20 protein-coding genes are annotated in these 18,426 nt (G+C 27.5%); 8 read left to right on the forward strand and 12 right to left on the reverse strand.

Annotated features, from left to right (window positions below):
- Nucleotides 1-34: 34 nt before the first annotated feature.
- The 8 genes from ACY2RW_RS07590 to ACY2RW_RS07625 all read left to right on the forward strand — a co-directional run bounded on the left by ACY2RW_RS07590 (nucleotide 35) and on the right by ACY2RW_RS07625 (nucleotide 7,835).
- Nucleotides 35-1,450: a sensor histidine kinase gene (locus tag ACY2RW_RS07590; protein ID WP_490122113.1), complete on the forward strand. Its 1,416-nt coding sequence runs from the start codon at nucleotides 35-37 to the stop codon at nucleotides 1,448-1,450.
- On the forward strand, nucleotides 1,447-2,187 hold the full coding sequence (locus ACY2RW_RS07595; RefSeq protein WP_490122114.1) for a LytR/AlgR family response regulator transcription factor: 741 nt from the start codon (nucleotides 1,447-1,449) through the stop codon (nucleotides 2,185-2,187). The genes ACY2RW_RS07590 and ACY2RW_RS07595 overlap by 4 nt, the downstream gene beginning before the upstream one ends.
- Before the next feature lie 250 nt (nucleotides 2,188-2,437).
- Nucleotides 2,438-4,009 (forward strand): helicase HerA-like domain-containing protein, encoded by a 1,572-nt coding sequence (locus ACY2RW_RS07600; RefSeq protein WP_490122115.1) that lies wholly within the window; start codon nucleotides 2,438-2,440, stop codon nucleotides 4,007-4,009.
- Nucleotides 4,010-4,054: 45 nt separating this feature from the next.
- Nucleotides 4,055-4,621 (forward strand): hypothetical protein, encoded by a 567-nt coding sequence (locus ACY2RW_RS07605; RefSeq protein WP_490122116.1) that lies wholly within the window; start codon nucleotides 4,055-4,057, stop codon nucleotides 4,619-4,621.
- Nucleotides 4,622-4,806: 185 nt separating this feature from the next.
- Nucleotides 4,807-5,178 (forward strand): cupin domain-containing protein, encoded by a 372-nt coding sequence (locus tag ACY2RW_RS07610; RefSeq protein ID WP_490122117.1) that lies wholly within the window; start codon nucleotides 4,807-4,809, stop codon nucleotides 5,176-5,178.
- 5 nt (nucleotides 5,179-5,183) lie between these two features.
- Complete coding sequence (locus ACY2RW_RS07615) at nucleotides 5,184-6,053, forward strand: LytR/AlgR family response regulator transcription factor (RefSeq protein WP_490122118.1); 870 nt, start codon at nucleotides 5,184-5,186, stop codon at nucleotides 6,051-6,053.
- Between the two features lie 102 nt (nucleotides 6,054-6,155).
- Nucleotides 6,156-6,722 carry a hypothetical protein gene (locus ACY2RW_RS07620; RefSeq protein WP_490122119.1) on the forward strand — a complete coding sequence of 189 codons (567 nt, stop codon included), beginning with the start codon at nucleotides 6,156-6,158 and terminating at the stop codon, nucleotides 6,720-6,722.
- 81 nt (nucleotides 6,723-6,803) lie between these two features.
- A complete protein-coding gene (locus ACY2RW_RS07625) occupies nucleotides 6,804-7,835 on the forward strand; it encodes an AI-2E family transporter (protein WP_490122120.1) in 1,032 nt (343 codons plus the stop codon).
- Here ACY2RW_RS07625 and ACY2RW_RS07630 read toward each other — a convergent pair.
- The 12 genes from ACY2RW_RS07630 to msrB form a co-directional block, all read right to left on the reverse strand.
- Nucleotides 7,832-8,740, reverse strand: coding sequence for a YitT family protein (locus ACY2RW_RS07630; RefSeq protein ID WP_490122121.1), 909 nt, complete (start codon nucleotides 8,738-8,740; stop codon nucleotides 7,832-7,834). The genes ACY2RW_RS07625 and ACY2RW_RS07630 overlap by 4 nt on opposite strands.
- 5 nt (nucleotides 8,741-8,745) lie before the next feature.
- Nucleotides 8,746-9,621 (reverse strand): bifunctional methylenetetrahydrofolate dehydrogenase/methenyltetrahydrofolate cyclohydrolase FolD, encoded by an 876-nt coding sequence (folD, locus tag ACY2RW_RS07635; RefSeq protein ID WP_490122122.1) that lies wholly within the window; start codon nucleotides 9,619-9,621, stop codon nucleotides 8,746-8,748.
- Between the two features lie 64 nt (nucleotides 9,622-9,685).
- Complete coding sequence (locus ACY2RW_RS07640) at nucleotides 9,686-10,057, reverse strand: four helix bundle protein (protein ID WP_490122123.1); 372 nt, start codon at nucleotides 10,055-10,057, stop codon at nucleotides 9,686-9,688.
- A 41-nt stretch (nucleotides 10,058-10,098) separates the two neighbouring features.
- Nucleotides 10,099-11,427: a signal recognition particle protein gene (gene ffh, locus ACY2RW_RS07645; RefSeq protein WP_490122124.1), complete on the reverse strand. Its 1,329-nt coding sequence runs from the start codon at nucleotides 11,425-11,427 to the stop codon at nucleotides 10,099-10,101.
- Between the two features lie 77 nt (nucleotides 11,428-11,504).
- Entirely contained in the window at nucleotides 11,505-11,945 is a 441-nt protein-coding gene (locus ACY2RW_RS07650) for a hypothetical protein (RefSeq protein WP_490122125.1), read from the reverse strand.
- A gap of 3 nt (nucleotides 11,946-11,948) precedes the next feature.
- Nucleotides 11,949-12,449, reverse strand: a complete 501-nt coding sequence (locus tag ACY2RW_RS07655; RefSeq protein ID WP_490122126.1) for a hypothetical protein — start codon at nucleotides 12,447-12,449, stop codon at nucleotides 11,949-11,951.
- On the reverse strand, nucleotides 12,427-12,969 hold the full coding sequence (locus ACY2RW_RS07660; protein WP_490122127.1) for a DinB family protein: 543 nt from the start codon (nucleotides 12,967-12,969) through the stop codon (nucleotides 12,427-12,429). The genes ACY2RW_RS07655 and ACY2RW_RS07660 overlap by 23 nt, the downstream gene beginning before the upstream one ends.
- A gap of 134 nt (nucleotides 12,970-13,103) precedes the next feature.
- Nucleotides 13,104-14,810 (reverse strand): serine hydrolase domain-containing protein, encoded by a 1,707-nt coding sequence (locus ACY2RW_RS07665; protein WP_490122128.1) that lies wholly within the window; start codon nucleotides 14,808-14,810, stop codon nucleotides 13,104-13,106.
- 45 nt (nucleotides 14,811-14,855) lie between these two features.
- Nucleotides 14,856-15,683 (reverse strand): helix-turn-helix domain-containing protein, encoded by an 828-nt coding sequence (locus ACY2RW_RS07670; protein WP_490122129.1) that lies wholly within the window; start codon nucleotides 15,681-15,683, stop codon nucleotides 14,856-14,858.
- A gap of 66 nt (nucleotides 15,684-15,749) precedes the next feature.
- Nucleotides 15,750-16,304: a DUF1572 family protein gene (locus tag ACY2RW_RS07675; protein ID WP_490122130.1), complete on the reverse strand. Its 555-nt coding sequence runs from the start codon at nucleotides 16,302-16,304 to the stop codon at nucleotides 15,750-15,752.
- Nucleotides 16,305-16,308: 4 nt separating this feature from the next.
- Nucleotides 16,309-17,802, reverse strand: a complete 1,494-nt coding sequence (locus tag ACY2RW_RS07680) for a YfcC family protein (RefSeq protein WP_490122131.1) — start codon at nucleotides 17,800-17,802, stop codon at nucleotides 16,309-16,311.
- Nucleotides 17,803-17,857: 55 nt separating this feature from the next.
- A complete protein-coding gene (gene msrB / locus ACY2RW_RS07685; protein WP_490122132.1) occupies nucleotides 17,858-18,340 on the reverse strand; it encodes a peptide-methionine (R)-S-oxide reductase MsrB in 483 nt (160 codons plus the stop codon).
- Between the last annotated feature and the right edge of the window lie 86 nt (nucleotides 18,341-18,426).

Below are 18,426 nucleotides of genomic sequence, written 5' to 3' on the forward strand. Positions count from 1 at the left end.
TGATAAACTTCATTTTTGATAAAAATTAGAAATTATGAGGAAAAAAGTAAAACAATCATTTATATCATTATTCATTTTTTTAGTGATAATTATTATTTCTCACTTTATATCTAAAGGAATAGAAAATTATGATGAAGAAGATTTTCATAGAGTTTATGTTTTATCATTTATAGTTTTTTATGTACCAGTAATAACTTCAATTTGTTTTTTTAAAAAAAGTAAAAAATGGAAGTTCTATTTAAAAAGTCCATTTTTTTCTTTTTTAATAACTTATTTATTAGTGTTTATTTACTTTAAACAAATGAAATTTAGGGAGAGTTATAGTTTTTTTGAATTAACTACATTTATGAATTCTCTAATGGCTTTTTTTGCATCGCTATTGGTGAATTTTATACTAATCATAAAATCAAAATTTAAAAAAAGCAAAAAAATAGTTTCTGAAAAGATAAACTATTCACTAAAAATTATATTATTAATTCCATTTTTAGCTACTATAATATACAGTACTTTAGTTTTTATTGGATCATCTAGTTTTATAAATGTCCTGCATATTTGGAGCAAATTTCTTTCACTTGGTATTGTATTAAGTTTTTTTACAATAAACTTTTTTAATTATTTACAGGTAGCAAATTCAGTAAATAATAATCCATATAAAATTATTAGTTATTATTTTTTTGGAACTCTAGTTTTTGTTTTATTAAGTAATATTCCATTTATTATCAATAGACCTAATGCAAATTTAGATAAGACGTTTTACAGAAATTTTATTATGTCAATAGTTCTCTTTGGCCCATATTATTTGTTTATTATTTCTGTAGTTCATATCTATTTTTTAAACTTAATTTCTAAAAAAGAAAAACTACATCTAACCCAACAATCATTAGAATCTCAACTCAATTATCAACAATTAAAAAACCAGTTAAGTCCACACTTTTTGTTTAATAATATAAATGTTTTAACCAGTTTAATTGAAGAAAATCCAAAAAAAGCTGTTGGGTTTTCAGAGAATTTATCAAATATTTACAGGTACTTTTTAGAACAAGAAAAACAAGATGTGGTCTTATTAAAAGACGAAATTGCGTTTGCCAAAAGCTATTTAGAATTACTAAAGGATAGGTTTGAAGTTGGTTTAAATTTCTCAATAGTAATTGATGAAAAAGTAAAAGAAAAATACATTGTTTCTACCATTTTACAGCAAGTTTTAGAAAATGTAGTAAAACACAATACTATTAACGAAACTGAAAAAGTTGAAGTAAAAATCTCGTCAAAAGAAAATTATTTAATTGTTGAAAATAATAAGAATCCGAAGTTAAAAACAGCAATTAATTCACTAAAAGGCATCGAAAATATTGAAAAGAGAATTGCTTATTTTACAGATGAAAAAGTTATTATAGAAAACACAGATAAAAAGTATAAAATTAAACTACCAATTTTAGAAACTGTTTCATGAAAGCGATTATTATAGAAGATGAACTGCCATCCGCAAGAAGATTAGAGCGTTTGTTGCAAGATTTCGAAATTGAGATTTCAGCAAGGTTAAATTCTGTGAAATCTACTATCAATTGGTTACAAAAAAATAAACACCCAGACATCATTTTTTTAGATGTACAACTTTCAGACGGATTGTGTTTTGAGATTTTTAATCAAGTAAAAATTACTTCAAAAATAATATTTACAACAGCATTTAGTAATTATAGCATTCAGGCTTTTGAGTATAATAGTATTTCGTATTTGTTAAAACCTATTAACAAAAACAAGTTAGAAAAAGCAATTGTAAAAGCAAAGCAAGTTTATCAAAAAGAGAAAGATTTAAAACAATTTAAAGAGCTGTTAACTAATTATAAAACAGAAATTTATAAAGATAGTTTTACAGTAAAAGTGGGTAAGAAAATTAAAATTATTTCTTCTAAAGAAATTATCTGTTTTTATAGTTTTGAAAATGCAACATATTTAAAAACAGATGAAGGAAATTACATTGTAAATTATTCACTAACCAATTTAGAAGCAAATTTAAACCCAAAAGAATTTTATAGAGTCAACAGAACTTTTATCATTCATATTTATAAGATAAAAGACATCATTACTTATTCTAACTCGCGTTTAAAATTAATTTTGAATTCTTATAACGAACAAGAAATTATTGTCAGCAGAGAACGTGTAAAAGACTTTAAACTTTGGATTGACTAACGCAGTCAGTTTTTTTATTTTAGTTTGTTTCTAAACTTATTTTCTGATAAATTCGCTAATTACAAATATAAAACATTGAAACGTTGCATATTTGTGTTAACGTCAGTGAATCTCTCCAAAACATTTCCAAAACAAAACGCACAAATAATTTCCTAACAATTAAACTTTGATTATTTTTATACTTTGCAATCTGAACTTTTTATGCTGAATTTATTTCAGTAGTTTCAGATTCTATTTAAAAATTATTTAAATGAGTCAGCACGAAGAATTTTTCGATTACATTAATAACGGATACAAAACAAAAGGAGATTTTTTAGAGTTAGGAGCAGCAATGTTGGGTGAAGAAACCATAACAAATGCCATTGTAAAAGTACCTTTAAAAACGTTAAACAGACATGGTTTAATTGCTGGAGCAACAGGTACAGGTAAAACCAAAACCTTGCAAGTTTTAGCAGAAAATTTATCAGAAAAAGGTATTCCTGTTTTGTTAATGGATATTAAAGGAGATTTATCTGGTTTGGCACAACCAAGTCCAGGACATCCAAAGATTGATGAACGTCATACAAAAATTGGTTTCCCTTTTACAGCTAAAAAATTTCCGATAGAAGTTTTAACTATTTCCGAACAAGATGGAACAAGAATGCGTGCTACAGTTTCAGAATTTGGCCCTGTTTTGCTATCCAGAATTTTAGATTTATCTGAAACACAAAGTGGTATTGTAGCTATTATTTTTAAATATTGTGATGATAACAAATTACCTCTATTAGATATTAAAGATTTTAAAAAAGTACTGCATTATGTTACCAATGAAGGAAAAGAAGAAATACAAAATGAATATGGACGTATTTCATCTTCTTCTACAGGCGCAATTTTGCGTAAAATTATAGAAATAGAACAACAAGGAGGCGATTTATTTTTTGGAGAAAAATCTTTTGAAGTAGAAGATTTAACTAGAGTAGATGAAGATGGTAAAGGAATTATTTCTGTATTACGTTTAACAGACATCCAAGATAAACCAAAATTGTTTTCAACATTTATGTTGCAATTATTGGCAGAGGTTTATGAAACTTTTCCAGAGCAAGGAGATGCTGGAAGACCAGAGTTAATCATCTTTATAGATGAAGCGCACTTGGTGTTTGAGCAAGCTTCTAAAGCCTTATTAGATCAAATAGAAAGTATTGTAAAATTAATTCGTTCTAAGGGAATTGGCTTGTATTTTGTAACCCAAAACCCAAAAGATGTACCAGAAGATATTTTGGCACAGTTAGGTTTAAAAGTGCAACATGCCTTAAGGGCTTTTACAGCTAAAGATAGAAAAGCAATTAAATTAGCTGCAGAAAATTATCCAGATTCCAAATATTACGATACTAAAGAGGTACTAACAAAATTAGGTATAGGAGAAGCATTTATATCTGTCTTAAATGAAAAAGGAATTCCAACTCCACTTGCAAGAACTATGTTGCGTGCACCAATGAGTAGAATGGATATTCTTACAGATAAAGAATTAAAACAAGTTATTAATAACTCTCGTCTTTATTACAAATACAACGAAAATTTAGACAGGCAAAGTGCTTACGAATTGCTTAATTCTAAGATAGAAAAAGTAAATTTGGCAGAAGCTAAAGCAATCGAAAAAGAAAAAGCGCAGAAAGAAAAAGAAAGAATAGCTAAAGAAAAAGAAAAACAAAGAAAGCAAGAAGAGAAAGAGAGTAGGAGTTACTCACGCAGAAGAAGCACTAGACAAAACCCAATTGTAAAGGTATTAACAAGTGCCACTTTTATTAGAGCCGCATTTGGTATCTTAAAAAAAGTATTAAAATAACAAATTCAAAAAAAGAACGTTTACATAACGAACAAAACTACCAAAATGATTAAAAAAATCAGCTTACCAATTATCGCAATTGTATTTTCATTATTTATCATCAGTTGCACCAACAACAGTAAATTTAAAATAGAAAAAGGTAAAGTAGGAGAACTTACTACAAAAACCACAATGCAAGACTTAAATACCATTTTTAAAAAAGATTCTTTAGTAAAAAACTTGAGCGAAGGTGCACAAGGAGATAATTATTTTCAAGAAGATGATGAGTATTTAGTATACGAAAAAGGAGGAAAACTACTTTTAAAAATCATGCCTAAAGAACAATTAGATTCTACGTCTACCATAAAAAGTATCGAAATTCATGATGCACGTTATAAAACCGAATCTGGCATCAGCTTAAAATCTACTTTTTCAGAGATAAATGCCAACAATAATGTAAATAAAGTAGAAAGAACTTTTTCATCTGCCACTTTGTTTATAGATGATTATAATGCAACAATTACAATAGATAATGAAGAGTTGGGTTTAAAAGATTTTAACACTCAAAAAGTAACTTTAGAGCAAATTCCAGATTTGGCTAAAATGAAATCTTTTATTATTTGGTTTCATTAGGGCGTATTTTGTCCATTTTATTTAAAGACAAAACCGCGCTTTCCATTATATCTTTTTTGTGCAAAAGCTGTTTAAAACCAATTAAGGTCATGTTTTTTTAACCATATTTTTAAGAAACGAAGTAAAGTAAATGTTTAAAGCACAAAAAAGGATGCCATTTCAATCGCTTACGCAAATAGTTTTCTATGATTAAAAAAAAATATACCATTCAAAAATCACCTTTTGTAGTACCAACTACAGATGGTAAATTAATAGAAGAACATTTTGGAAACGCAACAGATAAAAATTCTCAAATTAGTATAGCACACATGGTGGCTCCTCCTGGTTGGAGTGAACCTTTTCAAACCCCAGAGTTTGATGAGTATACTTATATTATCAAAGGAAAAAAGCAATTTATTATAGAGGGTGAAACTGTTATTTTAGAAGCTGGTCAATCTATCAAAATAGAAAAAAACACCAGAATTCAATATTCAAATCCTTTTAATAAAAAGTGTGAATACATTGCTATTTATCTACCAGCTTTTTCTATGGATTTAGTTAATAGAGAAGACAATTAATAATAATGGAGTTCACAAATAAAGTAATTAATAAAAGAAATATTCTATTAATTGCTGTTGTGTTAGTTTTGGCAATATGTTTTGAAACTTTTCAGCAAATATTTTACATAAAAAGATTTAATTTAAGCAATGATGTTGTTTTTTTGACTTTGTTTAAAAATCAATTTTACAGATGGGTTATCTGGTTTTTGTGTGGTATTCCACTTTTAGTTTCCTTAAAAAAGGAGGAACAAAAAACATTAAAAACCTCTCAAATAATTAAATATGCTATTTACATTTTTATACTTGTTCTAATAAATATTCTAATTATTGCTACCATTTCTTTAGTTGCAAATAATGGTACTTTATCAAGTTTTTATTCAGAATACTTTCTGTTTTATTTTTTTCAAAAATCCCCAATTTATATTTTAGGTTATATAGCAATTACCATTATTTTGTTTTTAAATTTTACAAAACAATTATTGGAAATTGAGGTTCAAGACTTAATTGATTTAAAGAAAGAGAATGATAAAATTTATAAGAAACTAAGTCTAGAAAACTCAGACAAAGCAAAAGTATTAAATATAAAAATAGGCAATAAAAGAAAAATTATTCCTATAAAAAATATAACTTGGTTAGAAGCAGATGATTACTGTGTAAATGTGCATACATTAGACAGTCCTTCATATTCTATGCGAGTTTCTTTAAAAGCATTGCAAGAAAAATTAGAGGTTCATTTTTTGAGAGTCCATAGAAAAAGCATTGTAAATATGACTATGGTAAAAGAGTTAAAACTAAACTCAAAACCCTATTTACTTTTAAATAATAATGAAGAAGTAAATATTTCTAAAAGTAATTTAAAAAAAGTAAAAGATTTTTTAGCAAGTACTAAGTAATATTTAAACAAGCTTACTGCAATTTCTTATTTGTTTACTGCAAAAAAAAGTAAATGCCCTATTTTTTTTAGTTTTTTTGTAAAACACTAAACTATTTTACTAATGAAAACTCTTTTTTTATCACTCAGCTTATTTGTTTCTTTTTCTACTTTTTCTCAATTTAATTTTGAAGCTTCAAAAGAAAATCCTTTTGGTAAATACAACCCTAAAGCACCAAAACAATTGCAAGATTACAAAGATTTAATAGGTGAATCTAAATGCACATCACAATCTAGAAAGCCAGATGGTTCTTGGGCAAAACCTGTAAAAATGATTTGGCGTTGGAAATATATTATGAATGGAATGGCTGTACAAGATGAAACATTAAAAGAAGATGGTTTACATTCTGGAAGCATTAGGCAGTTTAGTAAAGACAGTTTACAATGGAGTGTGCATTATTATTCGTCTTCTGCAACTCCAAAAACATTATCTTCTTGGACAGGTAACAAAACCGAAAAAGGAAAAATTGTTTTATATAGAAAACAAAATGCTCCTAATGGTACTAAAGGTTTTTACAGGCTTACCTTTTATGATATTTCTAAAAAAGGATACAAATGGATTGGAGAATGGACAGATGTAAATGAGAAAATTGTGTATCCAACTTGGAAAATTTCTTGTAATAAATTGTAAAAAAGTTAATTTATATTGTAATAATTACAATATGATAGTAATAAGTTCTTTAAATTGCATTAAAATCATCTTTTAATGAAAATGAAAGCTACAATTGCGCCAAGAACTATAAGACAAATATTTGTCTTATTACTAATATTATTTATTGGTGTTCTCATTTTTAGAGAAATGATGCCTTATTTATCAGGTGTTTTAGGAGCAATTACTATATACGTATTGTTAAGAAGATGGATGGTTTTTTTAGTAAGAAAAAAATGGCACCCAGATGTAGCCGCATTTTTTTTAATGATACTTTCTTTTATATGTATTCTTCTGCCAGTTACAGGTATTGTAATGATGCTAGGAAGCAAAATAGGTGAAGCAGTAAATAATTCTGAACAAGTTGTAGAAGTTATCAAAAGTCAGTTAAGTAAAATAGAAAATAACTACGGTTACGATTTATCATCTAAAATAAATGTTTCTGAAGTTTCTGATTGGATAACAAGTAATTTAGAAGGTTTAGCTGGTGGAACATTCGATATTTTTATAGCAATCGGTTTAATGTATTTTATGTTGTATTATATGTTAACCAACAGGTCTGAACTAAGAAGTTCTTTGTATGAATACATACCAATTAGTGAGAAGAATTTAAGAATTATTGGTGCAGAATCTCAAGCTATGGTTAGATCTAATGCACTTGGTATTCCTTTAGTAGCTCTTGCACAAGGTATTATTGCATTAATTGGTTTTTTAATTTTTGATATTAAAGACCCTTTCTTTTGGTTTATTATAACCACAGTAGGTTCTATGATACCATTTGTAGGGACTTTGGTTGGTATTTTGCCTGTTTTTATTTTAACAATGGCAACTGGAAATAGTTTTGCAGCATGGGGTATTTTGCTGTATGGATTTGTTGTTGTAGGCTCTACAGATAAAATCATCAGGCTTTATGTATTAAAAAAGTTAGACAATGTACATCCACTAATTACTTTAATAGGTGTTATTGTTGGTGTTCCTTTATTTGGTTTTATTGGTCTTATTTTTGGGCCTTTGTTAATCAGTTTGTTTTTGGTAATCGTTAGGATTTACAGAAAAGAATTTGGAGCAAAAAAAGACAAAAAAGCAGTGCTTTAAAGTTGTTTAGTTGTTTTATGATTTGCTAATTTTCGATTCTTTTTCTTATCAATATAATGTCTTAAAACACCACCTTTAACATTGTTTACATCAAATTCTATAATAAAGGCATCACTATCTATATTTTGAACTATTCTGTACATTTTTTTAATATCAATTCTATTTACAATAGAATGAATAATATCAAAATCTTCTATTTTTCCATTATTACCAAAACCAGAAGAACCCTTATAAATTGTTAAACCAACACCTAGTTCTTCTAAAATTGCTTTTTTAATTAATGAATGTTGTTTTGAAACAATGGTCACCCCAATAAAATCTTCAAAACCTTCTATAACTGTGTCTGTAACTTTTGCTGCGATAATGTAGGTTAAGATAGAGTAGAGTGCCACTTCTAAAGACACTACAAATGCTGTAATACTAAAAAGAACGATATTAAAAAATAATACAATTTTACCAATACTTACTCCAAACCTATCATTTAAATAAACACCTAATATTTCAGAGCCATCTAAAACAGATCCGTTTCTGATGGCAATTCCTATCCCAGATCCAACTAATAAACCTCCAAAAATGGATATAAGTAACTTGTCATTGGTAATTGTCTGAAAATTTTCGAAATAGATAAATAAAGCGACCCCTAAAATACTAATAATAGATTTTATAACAATTCTTTTTGAAACTGTAAAATAGCCTAAAATTAAAAAGGGAATACTGAAAATTATTAGTAAGTAAGACATGTTTATATCTACTTGCGTCCTTACCAACAAAGCAATTCCTGTTACTCCACCATCTAAAAAACCATTTGGTAACAAAAAAGCTTTTAAACCTAAACTAGTTAATACTATGCCTATAAATATTTGAAAATATTCATAGAAATAGTTTAATGCTTTTTTGTTGCCCATAAAATTTAGCTTCTTCTTTTACAAGATAACAAAGTATTTTTTAATAGCATAGCAATTGTCATTGGTCCAACTCCACCAGGAACTGGAGTAATAAATTGAGATTTTGCAGCAACCTCATTAAAAGCAACATCACCAACTAACCTAAAACCGTTTTTCTTTGATGGGTCTGCTAAACGTGTAATACCAACATCAATAACTGTAACATTATCTTTAACCATGTCTGCTTTTACAAACTCTGGAATTCCAATTGCAGCAACAATAATATCTGCTTGCAAAGTAATTTCCTTTAAGTTTTTAGTTCTGCTATGGCACATTGTTACTGTTGCATTTCCCACTTTTCTTTTTTGTGATAATAAAATGCTCATTGGGCTACCTACAATATGACTTCTACCTAAAACAACAACGTGTTTTCCAGAAGTTTCTACATTAAATCTATCCAATAATTCTAAAATACCAAAAGGAGTTGCAGAAATAAAAGTAGGTAAGTTTAGAGCCATTTTCCCAACATTTGTTGGATGGAACCCATCTACATCTTTATCAGGATCTACTGCCATTAAAACTTTTTGTTCATCAATATGTTTTGGTAAAGGCAATTGAACGATAAATCCGTCAATATCTTTATCAATATTTAAAATGGCAATTTCATTTAATAAATCTTCTTCTGTTATTTCTTCTGGTAAACGAATTAAAGTAGATTCAAAACCAACACGTTCACAGGCCTTAACTTTTGCATTTACATAAGTAATACTTGCACCATCATTACCCACAATAATTGCTGCTAAATGAGGTGTTTTTTTTCCTAAATCTTTTAATTCTCTTACTTCTAAAGCAATTTCTTCTTTAATCTCTGCAGCCGTTTTTTTTCCGTCTAATAATGTCATAATTTAATTTTCAGTCTCAGTCTCAGTCTCAGTCTCAGTTTTCAGTTGTAATTGAGATTTTATTTTAATCTGTTTTAACTCCAAATTTACCTGGATTATTTATCATAAAATTGATTAGTTTTCCAATTTCTTTATTTTTTTCTGAATAGGTAAGATGCTTTTCTTTTGATAAATATTCACAAGCAAATGCAAAATCTAACCAAGTACTGGTTTCAGAATTTTCTCCATCAGAATCTGTTAATTTACTGATAAAATGTTTTGGATATCTTCTTTTTCTATATGCTTCTGCAATGTTTGCACATACAGAACGTGAACTTCTTCTTATTTGATCGGTTAAAGAATATTTTTCTTCTTTAGGAAATGATTTAGATGTTTCAAAAATATACATTGACAAATCAAATGCTTTCTTGTAAGCCAATAATTGTTTGAAATCCATAGTTTTACTGATAACTGTTACTGAAAACTGTGACTAACTCACTATTTCATCCCTTTCATCATTTGCATCATCTTTCTGCCTCCACCACCTTGCATCATTTTCATCATTTTACTCATTTGGTTGAATTGTTTCATTAACTGATTTACTTCTTGAATAGAAGTTCCAGAACCTTTTGCAATTCTCTTTTTTCTACTTGCATTTATACTTGATGGTGTACTTCTTTCTGATGGTGTCATTGAGTGAATAATTGCTTCAATCCCTTTAAATGCATCATCATCTATATCTACATCTTTCATTGCTTTTCCAGCCCCAGGAATCATACCCACCAAATCTTTCATTGATCCCATTTTTTTAATTTGCTGAATCTGATTTAAGAAATCATCAAAACCAAACTGATTTTTGGCAATCTTTTTCTGTAATTTTCTAGCTTCTTCCTCATCATATTGGTCTTGTGCTCTTTCTACTAAAGAAACAACATCTCCCATTCCAAGAATACGATCTGCCATTCTATCTGGATGGAAAACATCAATTGCATCCATTTTTTCTCCAGTACCAATAAATTTTATTGGTTTATCTACTACAGATTTTATAGATAAAGCTGCTCCACCACGTGTATCACCATCTAATTTTGTAAGAACAACTCCTTCAAAATTTAAAATATCGTTAAATGCTTTTGCAGTATTTACTGCATCTTGACCTGTCATAGAATCTACTACAAACAAGGTTTCTTGTGGATTAACGGTTTTATGGATGTTAGAAATTTCTGTCATCATTTCTTCATCCACAGCTAAACGTCCAGCTGTATCAATAATTACAACATTTTTACCATTTGCTTTGGCATGTTTAATTGCGTTTTGAGAAATTTCGACTGGATTTTGATTTCCAACTTCTGCATATACTTCAACTCCAATTTGTTCTCCAACAACTTGTAATTGATTAATGGCAGCAGGTCTATATACATCACAACCTACTAAAAGTACTTGTTTAGATTTTTTAGTTTTTAGGTAATTAGCTAATTTTCCAGAAAAAGTAGTTTTACCAGAACCTTGTAAACCAGACATTAAAATCACGGTTGGAGATCCTCCTAAGTTTATACCAACAGTTTCTCCACCCATTAATTCGGTTAGTTCATCTTTTACTAACTTAACCATTAATTGTCCAGGGTTTAATGTAGTTAATACATCTTGTCCTAGTGCTTTGGTTTGTACTCTTTTGGTAAATTCTTTGGCAATTTTAAAGTTAACATCGGCGTCTAACAAAGCTCTACGAACTTCTTTTAGTGTTTCTGCAACATTTACCTCAGTAATTTTTCCATGCCCTTTTAGGGTGTGTAAGGCTTTATCTAATTTATCGCTTAAATTATTAAACATAATTTGTCTTCTTTTTTAGGAAGCACAAATATAAGAATTAGTGATGGTTTTTGTAAGTAATGAAAGTAGTTTTTTGATTATTCTGACTTTAAAAATAAACTTGTAAAAAAGTTAATTAGATGAAAAAGCATTGATAAAATGAAAATTAAGAAAGACAAAGCTAAAACTAGATTTAATTGTGTAAAACCTAAAAAATTATTGTGTAAAAAATTATTTTTAGAATCTACAAATAAAATAGCGTATAAAAGAGGTATTAAAGCTATAGTTTGTAAAAGTAAATGTATAATTGTTAACCCCTTTTTAGGGTGTTTTTCTGCCCAAAATAGAGAGAAATAATTAATGCCAATCATTGCAAAAAATATTGCAGAAAATAAGGCAATATGATAATTGGCTATTACAAAATAGGTGTCGTAGATGTTAATATCAATAACTTTATCTCCATTTAAGAATGCAATAATCAAAAATAAAGGAACCAAGCTAAAGAAAAAAAGATGAGGTTTAGTTATAATTTTTTTCATTTTTTAATTTATATCTGGTATTATAAATGGATACTTTTTTTTATTGATTACTATAAAAATGGTATCTTTTTTTAACTTTCGTAAAGAGTTTTTTGTTCCAATTATTTTCTGAAAATGAAAAATATTATTTGTATCAATTTCTTTTTTAAAATAAGAATGATAAGAGTGTTTAATTTCAGAATAATCAGAAGGAATTTTTATGTTGCTTAAATTGCCAAATTTTGAAGATATAATTTCAATGCTATAGTTACTTTTTGAAATAGAATTTTCTGATAAAAATTTAAGAACAGCAATGAGTGAATTTCTTTTTTTATTACCAAAAAAATGGATATAACTTAAATATACATCAATAGAATCTTTTTTATAATTTATGATGCTATTTTTATTGATATCAGAAATATCATTTATCTTTTTGTATTTATGCGATATTGCTTGAGGGCATCCATATAAAAATATTATAAAAATTAATAAATAATATGGCCTAACAATAACTTTCTTCAGCATAATTACTAATTAAAATTTGTATATGATGTTCTGTATGATAAGCAGTCCACATGATAATTTCTCTAAGAGTCATTTTTCCCATTAAAGGATGTGGTATTACCAAAGTGTCTAAATTAATATCACTAATTTTTTTGAGTTTGTATTGTAGTTTTTTATTTTGAATTTGGAGTTTTGTTAATAACCTTTCTCTATCTTTTTGCAGGGGTTTCTTTAATTTCTGATTAAAAATTCTTGCTCTTTCTTGGTTAGCAATTAATTTTTCTTGATATTTTTTAGCAACAGTTTTATAATCTCTTGGTTCTCTATTACAGGTGCCAAATTTATATTTTAGAAAAAAACGAGGGTAGCTTAAAGCATTATTTAATAGCTGCAAACTATTTACTAGATGAAGAATTTGCTGACCAACAGTCCATTTTCCATCAGGACCTTTTTCCCAATTATCATCTGGTTGACTCTCTAACCAGCTAAACAAAATTTGATGTTTTTCTTCTAATAAATCTGCGATTGCATCTTTTTCCATTATTATTAATTAAATGAATTTGAAATATACAAAAATGAACAGTAATAATTTAATATTGTTATTACTGTTCATTTTATTATGTAATTATTTAACTATTTTTTTTACTTTAAAATGTACATTTATACATAAAATAGTTATTTTTTAATTAATGTAGGTAAAATATATTTTTCAAAAATAATTTCTGGCTGCTTTGTTTTTCCATTTCTATAATTTCCAGCTGTAATTACAGAAACGATATCTAATTCTGGAACTATAAAAATATATTGTCCGCCATTTCCACGAGCTTCAATCGATTTTATTTTCTTGCCATTTATAGAATACATTTTATGCCACCATAAATAACCATAGCCATTTTTCTCTATAGTATTCTCTAAATTCAAATAGTTTTTAAAAGATTTTTCAACCCATTTTTTTGATAGTATTCTCTTTCCATTCAGTTTACCTTTGCATAAATATAACTGCCCAAATTTAAGCATATCTCTTGGACTGATGTATATACCACCACCAAAATATGGTTTTCCTGTCATTTCTTTTTGAATGGCATAATTCTTTATTCCTAAGGGATTTAATAATTTTTGATCCATATACAATTGCAATGGGATAGGAGTAATGTCGTTCAAAATAACACCTAATAAATAAGGGTTTGCAGAACCATAATTGGCAACAGTTCCTGGTTTGTTTATCATTGGAGCATTTAAAACTGTTTTTAACCAATTTCTAGAATTTTGATAAGCTTGTTCTGATGCTTTAGATTTTCTTTTAGTACCAAAATCTACAGCATCTAATCCAGAACTCATTGTAAGTAAGTCTTTTATCTTTATTTCCGATTTAAGAGCATCTTTTGGGTTTTGATATTCTTTTGGTAAATAATTGTATAACAAATCAGTATCACTCTTTAGTAAACCTTCTTCAATTGCAATTCCTGTAATTGCAGAAGCTATGCTTTTGGATGCAGAACGTTGGTCGTGAATAGTTTTATTTGTGTGCCCATCAAAATATTTCTCATAAACTATTTTTCCTTTTTTGGCGATTAAAACTGAGTGGGTATTTATTAGTTTTTTTTGATGAATGCTATCCTCAATCTTTTTAAGAAGAGAAGTATTTCTTAAGGGATTCATTTTCCAACCATCATCTAATTTAGAAATTTTGTTATGATTGGTTTTATAATCTCCAAATTTCCAAGGAGTTTTTGTTTTTTGTAAAGAAACTTTTGTAAATGCTGTATTGGCTACTAAAGCTTCCAATTCTATAGTTTCTTTTAAAAGCGTAGCTCTAAAATGGATACCTGTTCTAAAATCTTGAAAAGTAATTATGTTTTTATTTAGTTTAGCATTAAAAGCATGAGTTCCAGCAAAACGTTGATCTCCAAAAAAAGGAAATGCATCAAACCCATTTTCAATAACATTTTCAATGCTTAAAAAGATAGATTTTGAAAGTAATTCTTCCAACAGAAAAACGTTCCATTTTCCAATATATTTTTCATTTTTATCTTTAGTAAGCTTTGTGTGATAAAAGTACATTCCAGAGCTTATAAAACCAGAAATTTCTTTTTTCTTTTTGTTTAAAATTCCACTAAAAGAAGTATTATCATCAATATTAAATTCAATAAATTCTTTGGAACTAGAACTTACATTTTTTGAGAAATTAAAATTCTTGTTATATAAAGAAAGTTTATATTCGTTGTTATTAAGAATTTCAATAGAAACATAAAAATTAAATGCATTTTTGTCATTTAATTTCCCTTCCCATTGCATTTCGTAATCTTTGATATTTGTTTGAGATTGAATAGATGAAAATGTAAATACAAAAAGTAGTACTAGTGTTTTAAAATAAGTATTCATTAAAATGTTTTTAAATTCATTACAAAAGTAAATTGATTAATTTTTTTAAAATTGTAATAAATTAACATTGCCTATTTTTTTTGAAATTTTTAAAGGTGTTTGTTGATATACTTTTTTTAAAGAAGTCGTAAAATGACTTTGGTCGTAAAAATCGCATTCATAACAAATTTCAGTCATAGAAAGTTTATTTTCTGCAATTAGCAGTAGTGCTTTATTCAGTTTTTGAGTTCTTATATAATTTCCAATTGTGGTTTTAAAATATTTAGGAAATTCTCTAGATAAATGCACAGGATGAATGTTTAAAATAGCGCTTAAATTACTTAAAGAAGTACATGTTTTAGGTGAATTGTGTAATATTTCCTTGAGTTGCTTTACCCAATTTGGAGTTTGATTATCAATAATATCATCCTTGAGTTTTATGGTATTAAAAATATCAATCAGCAACATATCTATGGTGAGTTGGCTATTAGTATCTTTAATTTTGCTTTCTAAAAAAATGGCATTCATTTTTTGCTTAATTAAAGGATTTTCTAAATGTAAGCTTCCTTCAAAATCAAAAGATTTGATGCTGTATAAATCAAACCAATCATTAGTCATTTCTATGTGAAAACCTCTTGTAAATTCGGGCGGTTTTATATTATGATGCGCATCTTGCCAATTATGAAACAGCAAACTGCCACTATTTAGATAATAGTTTTCTTTCTTGTTCTCTTCAAATAATTTTCCTTGTAATAAATAGGTAAAGTATGGGTTTTGATGATAATGCCAATCTACTTTATCATGAGTGTATTCTGTATCTGTAATCAACAAATCATTAAACTGATTTTTGTTATAATGATTTCCAAAATATTCTCCTTTTAATAGTTTTTTCATCTAAATAAAATTTCAAATAACTTGTATATTTTGAAGACGAAACAAAATCTATTTTGTTACTAAATTCTACAAATCTTCGGTAAAATGTGTTCTTCTTTTTTCTTTAGAGAATTTTTCTACATTGTATTCTTTAGACGTTCCTTTAGCAACAGATAATGATTGCCAATTATTTCCTAATAAAAATTTACCTAAAAATACAATCTGACCAATATGATAAGAGTAATGACATAATTGTCTATTAACAGCTTCAATAACTGTATGTCCGTGATTTCTGATAAAGACAATAGTATTCAAATCTTTTTCAGTTAACGAGTTAATCGCATTAAACAAACAATCCCAACCCATTTCCCAATAAGCAATTATTTCTTCTTTGGTGGTAAATGAATTTATGAATTCATCATCTCTATTTCTCCATTCTTTTTCTCCATCTTCAGTTAAAAAGTTTGTCCAACGAGATTTCATATTACCAGCAATATGTTTAACAATAATAGATATAGAATTATCGTCTGCATTTGGTAACCAAAAGAATTGTTCTTCTGTTAATTGCAGAAAAGTTTTATCTCCTAAAGATTTATAATATTCAAATTGTTTTTTAATACTTGGTAAATAAGAATTATTCATAATTCTATAAATAAACTGAAATTGTTAAAAATAACATAGATGTAACTGCTAAAATAATTACTAATGGCATAACAAATTTCAACCATTTATCATAACTAACTTTTACAATAGCTAAAGAGGCTAAAATTAATCCAGTTGGATTTATAAATTTAAACAATCCCATTCCAAACATATATGCGTTTACAACCAATTCTCTACCAACACCAACACCATCTGCTAAAGGAGATAAAACTGGCATTGTTAAAACAGCCATTCCAGAAGAGGATGGAATAAAGAATGATAACCCACTATATACATACATCATTGTATTAATAAACAAGCCTTTGTTCATTCCGTTTGTTATTGAGCTAGAATAAAATAAAAGTGTATCACTAATTAGGCCATCTTCCATTAAAATAGTTACCCCTCTTGCTAAGCCTATAATAAAAGCGACACTTAGTAAATCGCTAGCTCCTTTCATAAAAGTATTTACAAAAACAGTTTCATTGATTCTAATAATAGTTCCTATTAAAACAGCTGCAACAAAAAATACAGCAGTCATTTCTAAAAACCACCAGTGTAAATTACTTACGCCATAAACCATTATCATAAAAGAAACAATAAAAATTAATAATACTAATTTTAGTTTTCCAGTTAATTTAAATGATGCATTATTTTTATTTAAAAAAAGTGCTTCTATTTCTTCTTTTTGATCAAAAATAATAGATTTAGTTGCATCTTTTTTTACACGTTGTGCATATCTAATAATGTATAAAAGAGAAATAATGATACCTAAAAACAACATTCCAATTCTTCCATACATTCCGTTTGTCCAATTAACGCCTGCAGAATTCGAAGCAATAATAACACTGAAAGGATTTATGGTGGATATCATTGTTCCTATAGATGAGCCAATATAAATACACGCTAAAGCTACAATAGCATCATATTTTGCAGCTAAAAAAATGGGGATTAAAATAGGATAAAATGCAATGGTTTCTTCTTCAAGACCAAAAGTTGTACCTCCAATAGCAACTAAAGTTGTAACTATAATAATTAAAAAGAATTCTTTTCCTGTTAATAATATTGATAATTTAGAAATTCCTGCTTCAAAAGCGCCAGTATAGTTTACAATTGCAATTAGACCTCCAATAAATAACACTAAAATAATGATATCTGCTGTTTGAATAATGCCTTTTAAAGGTGCTTGTACAAATGATTTAAATCCTTGTGGATTTGGCTTTAATTCTCGGTAAGTTTCTGGTATACTAATAGGTTTATTAATTGCTCCAGAAGTAAATTTTTCTAAAGGAATTTTAATTTCTAAAGAGGCTAGTGTTTCTTCTGTTGCAGGTAAAGAAATTGTTTTTTCTTGGCTTGTTTGTACAAATGTATTGTTTTCTTTGTTATATGCCAACCTATCATATTGGCCAGAAGGTATTAACCAAGTTAATAAAGCTACAAACGCAGCTATCATCAATAGAACACTTTGCGCACTTGGAAATTTAAATCTCTTCATATTTAAAATTTGAATTTTAAATAGCTAAAGATACTTTTTTTATAGTTTTTAGAGATTATTTTTTAGCAATAAACTTTAAAGCAACTCCATTTATACAATGTCTTTTTCCTGTTGTGTCTTGAGGACCATCATCAAAAGAATGTCCTAAATGACTACCACATGTACTACATTTTAATTCAGTTCTTGCATATCCTATTTTGTAATCTACATCTAATTCTACACTTCCTTTAATGGCTCTATCAAAAGAAGGCCAGCCAGTGCCAGAATCAAATTTATGTTTAGATTCATATAATGGCGTTTTACAAGCTGCACAAACATAAACTCCTTCTTTGTAATTTTTATTTAATGGGCTTGTAAATGCTCTTTCTGTTCCTGCCTCTCGTAAAACATAAAATTGTTGTGGTGTGAGTATTTTTTTCCATTCTGCAGATGTTTTTTCTACTTTATAAACTTTTTTTTCTTTTGCAGGTGTTTGGGCTTTGCTATTGCAACTAATTAATATAATAAAACTTAAAATAGTTAAAAATTTATTGATCATATTTTATTTCTTTAAAATTTCTTAATTCGTCGTTTTGTAAATGTAAGCCTTACAGTTTAAATTTTAAATAAGTTATTATAAAAATG

The sequence above is a fragment of the Polaribacter sp. 2305UL8-11 genome (assembly GCF_058147165.1).

Coding starts and splice junctions, on each gene's coding strand:
- ACY2RW_RS07590 (WP_490122113.1), top strand. CDS start 35: ATGAGGAAAAAAGTAAAACAATCATTTATATCATTATTCATTTTTTTA.
- ACY2RW_RS07595 (WP_490122114.1), top strand. CDS start 1,447: ATGAAAGCGATTATTATAGAAGATGAACTGCCATCCGCAAGAAGATTA.
- ACY2RW_RS07600 (WP_490122115.1), top strand. CDS start 2,438: ATGAGTCAGCACGAAGAATTTTTCGATTACATTAATAACGGATACAAA.
- ACY2RW_RS07605 (WP_490122116.1), top strand. CDS start 4,055: ATGATTAAAAAAATCAGCTTACCAATTATCGCAATTGTATTTTCATTA.
- ACY2RW_RS07610 (WP_490122117.1), top strand. CDS start 4,807: ATGATTAAAAAAAAATATACCATTCAAAAATCACCTTTTGTAGTACCA.
- ACY2RW_RS07615 (WP_490122118.1), top strand. CDS start 5,184: ATGGAGTTCACAAATAAAGTAATTAATAAAAGAAATATTCTATTAATT.
- ACY2RW_RS07620 (WP_490122119.1), top strand. CDS start 6,156: ATGAAAACTCTTTTTTTATCACTCAGCTTATTTGTTTCTTTTTCTACT.
- ACY2RW_RS07625 (WP_490122120.1), top strand. CDS start 6,804: ATGAAAGCTACAATTGCGCCAAGAACTATAAGACAAATATTTGTCTTA.
- ACY2RW_RS07630 (WP_490122121.1), bottom strand. CDS start 8,740: ATGGGCAACAAAAAAGCATTAAACTATTTCTATGAATATTTTCAAATA.
- folD (WP_490122122.1), bottom strand. CDS start 9,621: ATGACATTATTAGACGGAAAAAAAACGGCTGCAGAGATTAAAGAAGAA.
- ACY2RW_RS07640 (WP_490122123.1), bottom strand. CDS start 10,057: ATGGATTTCAAACAATTATTGGCTTACAAGAAAGCATTTGATTTGTCA.
- ffh (WP_490122124.1), bottom strand. CDS start 11,427: ATGTTTAATAATTTAAGCGATAAATTAGATAAAGCCTTACACACCCTA.
- ACY2RW_RS07650 (WP_490122125.1), bottom strand. CDS start 11,945: ATGAAAAAAATTATAACTAAACCTCATCTTTTTTTCTTTAGCTTGGTT.
- ACY2RW_RS07655 (WP_490122126.1), bottom strand. CDS start 12,449: ATGCTGAAGAAAGTTATTGTTAGGCCATATTATTTATTAATTTTTATA.
- ACY2RW_RS07660 (WP_490122127.1), bottom strand. CDS start 12,969: ATGGAAAAAGATGCAATCGCAGATTTATTAGAAGAAAAACATCAAATT.
- ACY2RW_RS07665 (WP_490122128.1), bottom strand. CDS start 14,810: ATGAATACTTATTTTAAAACACTAGTACTACTTTTTGTATTTACATTT.
- ACY2RW_RS07670 (WP_490122129.1), bottom strand. CDS start 15,683: ATGAAAAAACTATTAAAAGGAGAATATTTTGGAAATCATTATAACAAA.
- ACY2RW_RS07675 (WP_490122130.1), bottom strand. CDS start 16,304: ATGAATAATTCTTATTTACCAAGTATTAAAAAACAATTTGAATATTAT.
- ACY2RW_RS07680 (WP_490122131.1), bottom strand. CDS start 17,802: ATGAAGAGATTTAAATTTCCAAGTGCGCAAAGTGTTCTATTGATGATA.
- msrB (WP_490122132.1), bottom strand. CDS start 18,340: ATGATCAATAAATTTTTAACTATTTTAAGTTTTATTATATTAATTAGT.